The sequence below is a fragment of the Diaphorobacter sp. LI3 genome, assembly GCF_022807955.1.
Lineage (GTDB): Bacteria > Pseudomonadota > Gammaproteobacteria > Burkholderiales > Burkholderiaceae_C > Diaphorobacter > Diaphorobacter nitroreducens.
This window is the reverse complement of the sequence record NZ_CP094346.1, coordinates 2,879,158-2,891,964: the sequence shown is the minus strand read 5'-3', so window position 1 is coordinate 2,891,964 and position 12,807 is coordinate 2,879,158. Positions and strand designations below refer to the sequence as shown.

Annotated in this window: 10 protein-coding genes; 5 read left to right on the top strand and 5 right to left on the bottom strand. The window is 66.2% G+C overall.

Annotated elements, in window-relative coordinates; translation table 11 throughout:
* Positions 1–636, top strand: coding sequence for a LysE/ArgO family amino acid transporter (locus MRB47_RS13390; RefSeq protein ID WP_015913881.1), 636 nt, complete (start codon positions 1–3; stop codon positions 634–636).
* Between the two features lie 566 nt (positions 637–1,202).
* Here MRB47_RS13390 and MRB47_RS13385 read toward each other — a convergent pair.
* Positions 1,203–3,110 carry a hypothetical protein gene (locus MRB47_RS13385; protein ID WP_252100595.1) on the bottom strand — a complete coding sequence of 636 codons (1,908 nt, stop codon included), beginning with the start codon at positions 3,108–3,110 and terminating at the stop codon, positions 1,203–1,205.
* A 91-nt stretch (positions 3,111–3,201) separates the two neighbouring features.
* On the opposite strand from MRB47_RS13385, the gene MRB47_RS13380 reads away from it, so the two are divergent.
* The gene (locus MRB47_RS13380) at positions 3,202–3,342 is read left to right on the top strand and encodes a hypothetical protein (RefSeq protein ID WP_252100934.1); all 141 of its coding nucleotides are present in this window, start codon (positions 3,202–3,204) and stop codon (positions 3,340–3,342) included.
* A 411-nt stretch (positions 3,343–3,753) separates the two neighbouring features.
* Here the strand turns inward: MRB47_RS13380 and MRB47_RS13375 are convergent, their stop codons facing one another.
* The 3 genes from MRB47_RS13375 to MRB47_RS13365 form a co-directional block, all read right to left on the bottom strand.
* Entirely contained in the window at positions 3,754–4,314 is a 561-nt protein-coding gene (locus tag MRB47_RS13375; protein ID WP_015913468.1) for a DUF2889 domain-containing protein, read from the bottom strand.
* Positions 4,315–4,388: 74 nt separating this feature from the next.
* Positions 4,389–5,822 carry an aldehyde dehydrogenase family protein gene (locus tag MRB47_RS13370; protein WP_047351344.1) on the bottom strand — a complete coding sequence of 478 codons (1,434 nt, stop codon included), beginning with the start codon at positions 5,820–5,822 and terminating at the stop codon, positions 4,389–4,391.
* Positions 5,823–5,929: 107 nt separating this feature from the next.
* On the bottom strand, positions 5,930–8,014 hold the full coding sequence (locus tag MRB47_RS13365) for a sodium-translocating pyrophosphatase (RefSeq protein WP_011805021.1): 2,085 nt from the start codon (positions 8,012–8,014) through the stop codon (positions 5,930–5,932).
* Between the two features lie 238 nt (positions 8,015–8,252).
* On the opposite strand from MRB47_RS13365, the gene ppa reads away from it, so the two are divergent.
* Together ppa and MRB47_RS13355 are read left to right on the top strand one after the other, a co-directional pair.
* On the top strand, positions 8,253–8,783 hold the full coding sequence (ppa, locus tag MRB47_RS13360; RefSeq protein ID WP_015913465.1) for an inorganic diphosphatase: 531 nt from the start codon (positions 8,253–8,255) through the stop codon (positions 8,781–8,783).
* Between the two features lie 214 nt (positions 8,784–8,997).
* Entirely contained in the window at positions 8,998–9,504 is a 507-nt protein-coding gene (locus tag MRB47_RS13355) for a chemotaxis protein CheW (RefSeq protein ID WP_011805023.1), read from the top strand.
* Positions 9,505–9,572: 68 nt separating this feature from the next.
* Here the strand turns inward: MRB47_RS13355 and MRB47_RS13350 are convergent, their stop codons facing one another.
* Positions 9,573–10,793, bottom strand: coding sequence for a GNAT family N-acetyltransferase (locus tag MRB47_RS13350; protein WP_252100933.1), 1,221 nt, complete (start codon positions 10,791–10,793; stop codon positions 9,573–9,575).
* A gap of 305 nt (positions 10,794–11,098) precedes the next feature.
* Here MRB47_RS13350 and MRB47_RS13345 point away from each other — a divergent pair, with 305 nt between their 5' ends.
* The gene (locus tag MRB47_RS13345; RefSeq protein ID WP_252100932.1) at positions 11,099–12,763 is read left to right on the top strand and encodes an NAD+ synthase; all 1,665 of its coding nucleotides are present in this window, start codon (positions 11,099–11,101) and stop codon (positions 12,761–12,763) included.
* Positions 12,764–12,807 lie beyond the last annotated feature (44 nt).

Sequence of the window (12,807 nt, the reverse complement as noted above, 5' to 3'; positions counted from 1 at the left end):
ATGTTCACTCAACACGCCGCCGCTTCCTCCTGGCTCACTGGCTTCACCGTGTGCCTGTCGCTCATCGTCTCCATCGGAGCGCAGAACCTGTACGTGCTGCGCCAGGCCGTGCAGGGTCAACACGTGCGCGCCTGCGTGGCGTGGTGCGTGGCCAGCGACGCGCTGCTGGTGGCGCTGGGCGTGGCGGGCATGGCGCAGGTGCTGGGCCGTTCGCCCACGCTGGCGCATGCGCTGCAACTGGGCGGGGCGCTGTTCCTGTTGGCCTACGGCTTGTTTGCCTGGCATCGCGCCTTCTTCGCACCGGATGCGGGGCTGAACGCCTCGGGCGGCGAACGCGTGGCGCGCGGGGTGCTGGGGGTGCTCAGCGGCCTGGCCGTCATTACCCTGCTCAATCCGCATGTGTACCTGGACACGGTGGTGCTGATCGGCTCCATCGGTGCGCGCCAGGATGGTTGGCTCAAGTGGGTGTTCGTGCTGGGGGCAGCGTCGGCCAGCCTGACCTGGTTCGTGGTGCTGGCCTTCGCCGGGCGGCGCCTGCAGGGCGTGTTTGCCAACCCGCGCGCCTGGCGCGTGCTGGACACGCTGACGGGCGCGATGATGTTCGTGCTGGCCTGGTGGGTGTGGCAGGGCGCCTGACGTCGTGCCCGCACCCATGAAAAAAGCGCTGCCGCGGTGCTAGCCGTTCCGTTAAGGTGTTGCTAAGCCCTTGATTCAAGCCCCTCTGCTTCGGCACGAGGGGCTTCGTTTCTTTGGTCGCTATAAGGGACATGCTGAATTTCAAGCCCCTTTCCCTAGGCGTCGCGCTCGTGTGTGCCGCCAGCTTCCTCACTGCCTGCAACGACGAGCCCGCTCCGGACTTCAGGGGCAGCACTCCCGTGGCATACGGCAATCGGACTGTCTCTCTGAGCGTTGAGGCTTGGCGAGACAATGGCAGCCAGCCTTGTCGTGTCCTTATCAGAGGCGCTGAAGTAACAAATTGGGTCAAACCAACCGGTATTCTGCCGCGGATGACCCTAGCCCCGGCAGTAGTGCTGGCCTGCACAGGGCGGAGCCCGTACCTTTCCTCGGTGAGCGGCGAGGGTGAAGGGGGTGTAGCCGAATGGGAAGAGTCCTCGGGGCCTGAATCGGGAGCCCCCCTCTCTGTCTACCAAGTGCGAGTGAGCTCCCTGACTGCGGACCAAGCTCACCTCGAACTACGGGTCCTACGCGGCAAGTGACTCGCTTGCGTGAGCCACGGGGCCGGAGGGCTTGAGCGACCGAGCGGCAGGCGCGCGGCGTCTTTCGGGCGGTTCGGGAGTGAAATAGATGATGTCTTCGGGCGCTATGGGTCCGCGCGCCAGCCCCAGCCGCATTGCCGGCGTTTTCCCGTCCCGGCCAACCTCGCAGTAGTTGAAGTACGTCCGGAAGATGCCGAGCACCTTCACCAGGACTTCGGGGTTGTAGGCGCTCTTCCCGAACCAGAGACGTCGGTCGGTGTTGGCGCTGGCCACCGCGCGTTCTGCCAGCGTGAGGCCTCGCCGGACCTGCATAAAGAAGCGGTCGACAGCGGTAAGGGTGGCTTTCAGGTGCAGTAGCGCCTGGTGGCTAAGCTGGAGCCGACGCTTGTCCGGTTCGGTTTCGACCGGGTCGATATCGGTCAGCCAGCAAACGGATTTCTCAGGCTCACGCATCTCCGATATGGGATGGCGGAACCAGCGGTCCCCCCACTTGCCGATGGCAACCATGCGCGCCAGTTCTTCCTCGGCAGCCAGAAGTTCTGCAGCCTCAGGGGTTACCCCGTATTTCTCCGCTAAGCGCGCCAGACGCCGCTTGGTTGCACCAACCAGCGCGCGCTTCATGTCCACTGACATATCTTTGAGCACCTTGACATAGAAAGCGTCAGCCGTCCGGTCCAGAACCCTTTTCGGCACGGCCGTCAGAATGGCCGCACGTATGCCCGACTCCTGGTCTGTGAAGAAGCGAATCTTCTTGGCACGGCAGAGCAGTCGAGTGACAAGCTGGATGTGGGCGTACATCACCACTTGCTCATGCAGCAGCATGCCCTTTACGGGGGCACGGGATGAGTTCGCGGGGCCTTCACCATCTTCTATATCGGGGCGACCTAAGGCTGCGTCGTACGTCTCTTCGATGACCGATTCCATAGGCTTTCGGGAGGTACCTCCGCGAGGCGCCGCCCTCTCAGCCGCAGCATTCCAATCAGCCGGTAGCCAGACTCTCGCGTAGCGGCGAAACGCTCTGGCAAGTGCATGGTCGCCAAAGCGAACCATGTCCTTCTCTACGTCAGCAGAGTCCAGCGCAGGGTCAAAGTTGACGTTGACCCCGAACACATAGCCCGTAGCCTGGTCGGCCGTTGCAATGGACAGCAAAAGTGTGTTCTTTCGCACCTTCTTAGAGTGCCAGTTCACCACCAGCTTTTGCCGGTCAACCGACAGATATCTTGAGCCTAGGTCGTCGCGTCCCATGAGGGTTCGCTCACGCTCGCCGGCGAACATCTGGGCCTGCTCATAGAGGAAGTCGATGCGGTCGTATAGCTGGCTGGGGGAGATATCGAGGACCTTGATGATGCGCCGCAGCGGCATGGCGTTCATCAGATGCACCAAGATATCGCGATTGGAGTGACTGCGACGTTGGCGCTTGGTTGACCGGCCGCCGAAGGAGAACGCCTTCTTGCAGCCGACACACTTGAACCGGGGAGTTCCGTGGGCGTTGGTGCCGAAGCGAGTCACATTCTCAAGGGATGGCGCCCCCTCCGATAGAGAGCAGGCCTCGTTCGGACACTGCGGGAGTACTGGTTCAAGGTACTCCGACATGCGCATAAGCTCCTCGGCAATCGCCAAGTTGCTCTGCATAGGGGTGATTTCCTCGCACAGGCGGCACTTCAGTGCCGGCTGGTCCTTACCGGTAGCGACCACGGTGTAGTCGCCTGGGCCAACGGAAGAAGCTGGAGTACCGGCCCCGCCTCGGGCAACCGCAAGCTTGGGCGGTACGCCGAAGTTACCGCACTTGGGGTTCTTGCAGTGATTGACTTGAATACCCGCCGCGGCCGGCGGAAATCTAGGCGGCCACTTAGTCGGCTTTACTGAAGTTGGATGAGATTTTTCCTTGGACAAAGAAACGCCCTAGTCGTTGACTAGGGCGGAATTTTGAGCCATTACAGCTTTCTTAGCAACACTTTAACAGAACGGCTAGCAGGCGCAGTGGGTGTTTTTCGAGGCCGCCCTCAAGCGCCAGCCAGACCCGCGCGGCCTGGAAAACGTGGCCACCACCAGCGAGCGCCTGCTGGAGGTTACGGACAGCTTGACTTCGCTGTACGAGGTGGCCCTGCAGGACGTGCTGGGCTGACCCCTGCGGCCACAAGAGCAACTGCGTGTCTCATCGGCGCGGCGCCCGGCTGCGCCGCCTTTCCCGGGGGAGGGAAGGCCGACGTGGCTGGGCTGGTTGCCCTGCTGGGCAGCAGCTGTGGCGCGCGGGACACGGCCTTGGCTCGACCGCCCAGTCGCGAGTCCCCTGCGGATGTGCCACGCCACTCTCCACTCGCTCTACTAACCAGGGGCTGGCTAACCAGGGGTTGGCGCAGGCCGTCCGTCGGGCCGAGCCGTTCAAGCGCTATTCATCCTCCGCGAGTGGCCGGATGGTGAACCTGAGCTGGGCGCCAGCACATGCTGTCGATCTAAATCAGGCATATGGGCAAAAAGTGCCTCTAGCGCCCGTGCAGAAAGCGCGGGCAGCTATTGAATCGGGAGCGGTTGCCGATCAGGCTGCCTTCGGCGTGCGCGGCGCGCGGCCGTAGAACTGCGGGTAGTGCTCCTTCACTCCCTGACCGCTGAAGTCCCAACCCGTGCACTGGCCCAAGTGGCGCGGCGGCTCGTCGCCTTCGTTCTGGAATGCGGCGTGAATCGTCTGGAACGTGGCCGTGGCCAGGTTGAACAGCAGTTCCCGCAGATGGGTGCAACCGGCCACGCCGCCCAGGTGGGTCTGGATGGACTGGCGCCAGCCGCGCGCCATGCTGCAGCCCACCATCGCCTGCAGGGCGCGCTGCGCTTGTGTGCAGCCCGCCAGGGGGTGGGCATCCATGGCGGATTCGATGGCGCGCACCACCAGGTCGCGGTCCACGGTGACGCGCAGCCACAGGTGGTGGATGGGTTCGCCCGCGCGGCGCACGCCGTCCGGGTAGCGCAGCGACGGCAGGTCCTGCGGCTTGCTGTCGTGCAGCTCGCCCTCGATGTCCCAGAGCCCGTCCTCGCGCTCGTAACCCTGGTAGGTGACGCGTCGGACATGGCGGGCAGTGCGGGGGGCAGGGGATGACAGAGGCATGGATCGAGATGGGAAACGTATCAGCGGGCAAGCGAGCACTGGGAAGGCACCGCAGGGCACGCGGCTCGCAGGGATCAGCCGTGGCGGATGGCCACGGTCTTGAGGGTGGTGAAGCCGTAGAGCGCCTCGAAACCCTTCTCGCGTCCGTGTCCGCTGGACTTCACGCCGCCAAACGGCAATTCGACGCCGCCGGCCGCGCCGTAGTTGTTGATGAACACCTGGCCGCTGGCAATGCGCCGCGCCATGCGGAACTGGCGCGCGCCATCGCGCGTCCACACCCCCGCCACCAGGCCAAAGGGCGTGCCGTTGGCGAGCTCCACGGCGTGGTCTTCGTCGTCGAAGGGCATGGCGGCCAGCACGGGTCCGAAGATTTCCTCCTGCGCCAGGCGGTGCTGCGCCGGTACGTCGCGCAGCAGGGTGGGTGCCTGGTAGAAGCCCGTGTCGGGCGCTTCGTCCACCACGGTGCCCTGCGCGGCCAGGGGAATGCCAGCCACCTGCGCATCGGACAGGTAATCCCACACGCGCTGTTGCTGGCTCTGGCGGATCAGCGGCCCCAGGTCCAGGTCCATGGCGGCGGGGCCCACGCGCAGCGCCTCGAAGGCCTTTGACAGGCGCTCCAGCAGCGGTTCGTAGATCAGGGAATCGATCAGCACGCGCGAGCCGGCCGAGCAGGTTTGCCCGGCGTTCTGCACGATGGCGTTCACGAGCACGGGCACGGCGGCGTCCAGGTCGGCGTCGGCAAAGACGATCTGCGGGCTCTTGCCGCCCAGCTCCAGCGTGACCGGGCAGTGGCGCTCGGCGGCGGCCTGCTGGATCAGCGTGCCCACCTTGGGGCTGCCGGTGAAGCTGATGTGCTGGATGCCGGGGTGGCGCGCCAGCGCGTCGCCGACCTCGTGGCCGTAGCCGGTCACGAGGTTCAGCGCGCCGGCAGGGAAGCCCACCTCGACCGCCAACTGGGCCACGCGCAGCAGGGACAGGCAGGCGTCCTCGGCCGGCTTGACCACGCACACGTTGCCGGCCGCCAATGCGGCGCCCACGCAGCGCCCGAAGATCTGCATGGGGTAGTTCCAGGGCACGATGTGGCCGGTCACGCCATGCGGCTCGCGCCAGGTCAACACGCTGAAGCCGTCGGGGTAGGGAATGGTCTCGCCGTGCAGCTTGTCGCAGGCGCCTGCGTAGAACTCGAAGTAGCGCGCCAGGGCGTGTGCGTCGGCCCGTGCCTGCCGGGTGGGCTTGCCGCAGTCGCGTTGCTCGATGGCGGCCAACTCCTCGGCATGCTCGGTGATCTTGGCCGACAGCCGCATCAGCAGCCTGCCACGCTCGGCCGGGGCCAGCTTGCGCCACACGCTGTGGTAGCACTGCTGCGCCGCATGCACGGCGGCATCGATGTCCTCTGCCGTGCCGCGCTGGATTTCGTCGTACGGCTGGCCGTCGGAGGGGTCGATCACGGCAATGGTGCGGCCCGAAGTCGAGGCCACGCCGGCGTTGGCGATGTGGTGGAGCTGCATGGGCCTGATTGTGCGGCAGGCGCGCGCAGCGTGCTGGGCTACGAGCCGGAATGCCGTCCAGCGCCCAAGGGACGGGCGCTGGCAGCTTCTCTTTTGATAGTGCCGGGTCAGCCGGCGTGGAACTTCACCACCAGCGGCACGATGAGCAGCGCCACGATGTTGATGATCTTGATGAGCGGGTTGACCGCCGGGCCGGCGGTGTCCTTGTAGGGGTCTCCCACGGTGTCGCCGGTGACGGCGGCCTTGTGCGCGTCGCTGCCCTTGCCGCCGTGGTGGCCGTCCTCGATGAACTTTTTGGCGTTGTCCCAGGCGCCACCGCCGGTGCACATGCTGATGGCCACGAACAGGCCCGTGACGATGGTGCCCATGAGCAGGCCGCCCAGCGCCTTCGGCCCCAGCGCCAGGCCCACGATGATGGGCACGGCCACGGGCAGCAGGCTGGGGATGATCATCTCCTTGATGGCGGCGCTGGTCAGCATGTCCACCGCGCGGCCGTACTCGGGCTTGGCCGTGCCTTCCATGATGCCTGGGATCTCGCTGAACTGGCGACGCACCTCCACTACCACGCTGCCGGCGGCGCGGCCCACGGCCTCCATGGCCATGGCGGCGAACAGGTAGGGAATGAGCCCGCCGATGAACAGGCCCACGATGACCATCGGGTCGCTCAGGTCGAAGCGGATCGCCTGGCCGAAGCTCTCCAGCTTGTGCGTGTAGTCGGCGAACAGCACCAGTGCTGCCAGGCCCGCCGAGCCGATGGCGTAGCCCTTGGTCACGGCCTTGGTGGTGTTGCCCACGGCGTCCAGCGGGTCGGTGATGTCGCGCACGCTGCTGGGCAGCTCGGCCATCTCGGCAATGCCGCCAGCGTTGTCGGTGATGGGGCCGTAGGCGTCCAGCGCCACCACGATGCCCGCCATGCTGAGCATGGACATGGCGGCCACGGCCACGCCGTACAGGCCCGCCAGCGTGTACGACACGATGATGGCTGCACACACGAAGATCACCGGCCAGGCCGTGGAGCGCATGGACACGCCCAGACCCGCGATGATGTTGGTGCCGTGGCCCGTGGTGGACGCCTGCGCGATGTGGCGCACGGGGGAATACTGCGTGCCGGTGTAGAACTCCGTGATCCACACCAGCGCCGCCGTCAGTACCAGGCCGGTGGCGCAGGCGCCGAACAGCCGCATCTGCGCGCCCGTGCCGCCCAGCGCGTTGTCGGGGATGACCCAGGCCGTGACGAACCAGAAGGCGACGAGCGACAACACGCCCGCGATGGCCAGCCCGCGGTACAGCGCGGGCATCACGTTGCGCATGCCCGGGCCGGCTTGCACGAAGAAGCAGCCGATGATGGAGGCGATGATGGAGACGGCCCCCAGCGCCAGCGGGTAGGTCACGGCCGCGACGGGCGCAGCACCCACCAGCAGCGCGCCCAGCACCATCGTGGCGATGAGGGTGACGGCATAGGTCTCGAACAGGTCGGCCGCCATACCGGCGCAGTCGCCGACGTTGTCGCCCACGTTGTCGGCGATCACGGCGGGGTTGCGAGGGTCGTCCTCGGGGATGCCGGCCTCCACCTTGCCGACCAGGTCCGCGCCCACGTCGGCACCCTTGGTGAAGATGCCCCCGCCCAGGCGGGCAAAGATGGAAATCAGCGACGAGCCGAACGCAAAGCCGATCAGCGGGTTGAGCAGCGCCGGCAGGCTGGCCGTGGGGGTGAGCCGGCCATTGCCAACCAAGAACCACGCGAAGGCGGTCACGCCCAGCAGGCCCAGGCCCACCACCAGCATGCCCGTGATGGCCCCGCCGCGGAAGGCAACCTGCAGCGCCGGGCCCATGCCCTGCGTGGCAGCCTGGGCCGTGCGCACGTTGGCGCGCACCGAGACGTTCATGCCGATGAAGCCGCAGGCGCCGGAGAGTACCGCGCCGATGACGAAGCCCACGGCGGTGGTGCCGTCCAGGAACGCCGCAATGAGGATGGCCAGCACGATGCCGACGAAGGCGATGGTCTTGTATTGCCGTGCGAGGTAGGCCGCCGCGCCCATCTGGATGGCGCCGGCGATCTCCTGCATGCGGGCGTTGCCCGCGTCCTTGGAAAGGATCCAGCTGCGTGCCCACAGTCCGTAGGCCACAGCAATCAGTCCGCAAACCAGAGCCAGGATGAGAGGGGCAGTCAGCGCCGAGGTGGAACCAGCCATTCGTTATCTCCATCGGTTGTCAGTTGCACGGAGGGGGAAGCGCAACGCATGGGGAAGTGCTTCCGCTGCGTTGCTTCCTCGTGCCCCGGTGGCGGAGACGATTGGCCAACGCAGCCATTTAACGCGAAACCCCCGGTGCAAGCAAGCTGCAAGGGGCGTGCGCCTAAAATCACGGGCCGCCTTGCGCACCGCCCCCGGGGCGAAGGCCGTGTCATTCCAACCACTCAACCCCCAAACCATGTCGCTGAACAACGTCAAGCCCGGCAAGAACATTCCCGAAACCTTCAATGTGGTGATCGAGATCCCGGCGGAATCCGATCCCATCAAGTACGAAGTGGACAAGGAGTCGGGTGCCGTCTTCGTGGACCGTTTCCTGACCACGGCCATGTACTACCCCTGCAACTACGGCTACGTGCCCCAGACCCTGTCGGGCGACGGCGACCCGGTGGACGTGTTGGTGATCACCCCGTACCCGCTGCACCCCGGCGTGGTGGTGCCCTGCCGCGCGCTGGGCATCCTGAAGATGGAAGACGAGGCCGGCGTGGACGGCAAGGTGCTGGCCGTGCCCACCACCAAGATCCTCAAGATGTACGAGCCCTGGAAGACCGTGGAGGATGTGAACCCCATGCGCCTGAAGGCCATCAGCCATTTCTTCGAGCACTACAAGGACCTGGAAGAAGGCAAGTGGGTCAAGGTGCTGGGCTGGGAAGGCATCGACGCCGCCCACAAGGAAATCCTGGACGGCGTGGAAAACTACAAGAAAGCCTGATGGTGGCGGGGTGCGGCCCGCATCGCGCCCACTCCCTCATCCAGCCCGCTGGCACATGCCCGCGGGCTTTTTTCTTGCAGGGATTTCGGCTTCTGGCAAAATTGTCAGCATAAGTAACCGATGACTGCTATGCTGCCAGGGCGTGCGCGACGCTGGTGTGGCCGGCGGTGCTCGACCTGCGCGCAAGCGCGAGAACATTTCCCTAGGAGTTGCCATGTCGTCTTCCATCGCCCAGCGTCCTTCGTACGGCAACGCCAACGCCAGCGGTGCCGCGGAATACCTGACCTTCCGCCTGGGTGAGGAGGAGTACGGCATCGACATCCTGCGCGTGCAGGAAATCCGCTCCTACGAGCAACCCACCCGCATGGCGCACGCGCCTGAGTTCATCAAGGGCGTGATCGATCTGCGCGGCGTGATCGTGCCGATCGTCGACCTGCGCCTGAAGCTGCACTGCGCCAGCGCCGACTACACCGACTTCACCGTGGTCATCATCCTCAACGTGGGCGGCACGGTGCTGGGCGCTGTGGTGGATGCGGTGGCCGACGTGGTGGCTCTGCCGGCCGATGCCATCAAGCCCGCACCGCAGTTCCAGGGGCAGGTGGATTCGTCCTTTGTGCGTGGCATCGCGACCGTGGGCGAGCGCATGCTGATCGTGGTGGACATCGAATCGCTGCTCAGCAGTTCTGAGATGGGATTGGTGCAGTCGGTCGCGACGGCCTGAGGGCCTTCTCGCTGTATCTCTGCCAAGCGCGCCCATGGGCGCGCTTTTTCATGGCCGCGTCCAGCCCGTCAGCCTGCCCGACGGAAGGGGTTGCGCGCGTGCAGATCCTCCAGGTAGTGCTCCACGCCTTCGCCTTCACGCGCCAGGAACCGGTCCACGGCTTCGGCAAACGCCGGGTGCGCCAGCCAGTGGGCGCTCTGCGCGCGCACGGGCAGGAGGGCGCGGGCCATCTTGTGTTCGCCCTGCGCACCGCCTTCGAAACGGTGCACACCCTGCGCGATGCACCACTCGATGGGCTGGTAGTAGCAGGCCTCGAAATGCAGGCAGTCCACCCGTTCTAGCGCACCCCAGTAGCGGCCATAGGCCACGGATTGCATGTCATTTGGGGTGTTTACGCAGTTGGGATAAGCGCCAACAGCTATCAAACTGGTAGCAATGGGGCGGCCCGCGCGCTCCGCCACGAAAAGCACCCAGGCCTCGGGCATGTGCTGCTGCATGGCGTGGAAGAAGGCCCGCGTCAGGTAGGGCGGATTGCCGTGCTCCAGGTAGGTGCGCTCGTAGCAGCGGTAGAAGAAGTCCCAGTCTGCTGTGGTGATCTGCGTGCCCCGCAGCACGCGAAAGCACACCCCCGCCTGGGCCACGCGCCGGCGCTCCTGGCGGATCTTCTTGCGCTTGTCCTGGTTCAGGGAGGCGAGGAAGTCCTCGAAATCCGCGAACCTTGCACCGTCCATGGGCCGCCGGTTGTGCCAGTGGAACTGCACGGTGCTGCGCAGCAGCATCCCCGCCTGGTGCGCTGCAGCCAGATCCTGCTGCGCGCCGAACAGCAGGTGCAGGGACGACAGCTCCGCCTGCTTCGCCCAGTCCAGCACGGCGCGCAGCAGGGCGTCCCGCGCGGCATCGTCGCAGGCCATCAGCCGGGTGCCGGGCACCGGCGTGAACGGCACGGCGGCCACGGCCTTGGGGTAGTACGCCAGCCCGTGGCGGGCGTAGGCATCGGCCCAGGCCCAATCGAACACGTACTCACCGTACGAGTGCGCCTTGGCGTACACGATGCAGGCTGCCTGCAGGTCCGTGCCCGCCCACAGGGTGAACACGACGGGCGTCCAGCCCCGGGCGGGCGTGGCGCTGCCGCTGTCTTCGAGCGCGCACAGGTAGGCATGGCGCAGGAAGGGCGTGGGGTGGGGCTGGTGCGCCAGCAGTGCGTCCCATGCATCGGCGCCCACGCGATGGATCGAGTCGTGCAGGTGCAATGCGTAAGCAGGCGTGCTGGCAGGGCAGGGTGTGGTCATGCAGTGGGCGGTGCCGCAATCAGGGCAGAGCGCATCATGTCCCCAAAGCCCGGACCGCGTGGCCGTGGGGATTTCTCCGCGGTGGCGCAGCCTGCTTAAAAATGAGGCGGTGCAGGGGCGGGCGTTATGAATCAACCACTTAAGCCGCATGTGCCCGCCTCGCCCGCAGCTTATCCACAGGTCTGTCCCTGGCCTGTGGGGACAAGCGCGCAGCCGGGGCGTGCCGCAGGGGCAAGGCGCGGCTCGGGGCGGCGCCAGGGCCCGGGTGACATAATCGTCCGAGACCAACCCGCCCCGCTATTCCCATGCCGTTCGTCATCAGCATCGCCCAACTCAACTTCGTGGTGGGCGACGTGCCGGGCAATGCCCAGAAGATTCTTGCGGCCGCGCGCGATGCCCATGCTGCCGGCGCCCGGCTGCTCCTTACGCCCGAACTGGCGCTGTGCGGCTACGCGGCCGAGGATCTGTACCTGCGGCCAGCCTTCGTGCAGGCGTGCGAGCAGGCACTGGAAGGGTTGGCGGCCGCTACGGCGGATTGGCCGGGGCTGACGGTGGTCGTGGGGCACCCGCGGCGCGTGGCGCACGGGGTGGGCGAGGGGGGGCGCGGCCTGTGCCACAACGCGGCCAGCGTGCTGCGCGCGGGGCGTATCGAGCACACCTACGCCAAGCAGTACCTGCCCAACTACGAAGTCTTCGACGAACGCCGCTATTTCGTCCCCGGGGATGAGAACTGCGTGTTCGAGGTCGATGGCGTGCGCATGGGCCTGCTGATCTGCGAGGACGCGTGGTACCCCGGGCCGGCGCGCAGCGCGCGGGAGGCGGGCGCGCAGGTGCTGGTCACGCTCAATGCGTCGCCCTACCACCTGGGCAAGGCTGTCGAGCGCGAACAGGTGATGCGCGAGCGCGTGCAGGAAACCGGCCTGCCCCTGGTCTATGCGCACTTGGTCGGCGGGCAGGACGAGGTGGTTTTCGAGGGCCGGTCCTTCGCGCTGAATGCCGATGGCAGCGTGGCGGCTCGTGCGCCAGGATTTGAAGAAAAAACGCTGTTGATCAAGGTGCAGCAAGCGCAAGCAGCTATTGTTTTGGAAGCGCCAGTGGCGCCACACGAGGGCTGGGAGGCGGAGCTGTGGTCCGCGCTGGTGCTGGGCGTGCGCGACTACGTGGGCAAGAATGGCTTCCCCGGCGTGCTGCTGGGCCTGTCGGGGGGCATGGACTCGGCGCTGGTGCTGGCCATTGCCGTGGACGCGCTGGGCGCCGACAAGGTGCGCACAGTGATGATGCCCTCGCCCTACACGGCCGACATCAGCTGGATCGACGCGCGCGACATGGCCGGGCGGCTGGGGGTGCGCTATGACGAAATCGCCATCGCCCCGCAGTTCGAGGCTTTCAAGACTGCGCTGGCGCCGCAGTTCGCCGGCCTGCCCGAGGACACGACGGAAGAGAATCTGCAAGCGCGCATCCGCGGCATGCTGCTGATGGCGCTGTCGAACAAGTTCGGCAGCCTGGTGCTGACCACGGGCAACAAGAGCGAACTGGCCACGGGCTACTGCACGCTTTACGGCGACATGGCCGGCGGCTTTGCCGTGATCAAGGACGTGGTCAAGACGCGCGTGTTCGCACTGGCCCGCTGGCGCAACGCCAATGACCCGTATGGCACCGGCGCGAATCCCATTCCCGAGCGCATCATCACTCGTCCGCCCAGTGCCGAACTGCGTCCCGACCAGAAAGACCAGGACAGTCTGCCGCCCTACGAGGTACTGGACGCCATCGTCGAGCGCTACATGGAAAATGACGAGCCTCTGGAAGACATCGTGCGCGCCGGCTTTGAACGTGCCGATGTCGAACGTGTGACCCGGCTCATCAAGCTCAACGAATACAAGCGCCGCCAGGCGCCTGTGGGCGTGCGCGTCACGCGCCGCAGCTTCGGCAAGGATTGGCGCTACCCCATCACCAACCGATTCAGGGCCTGAGCCCCCTGTGGCGGCCGCTGGGTCGCCGTGCCGTGCCCACCGCT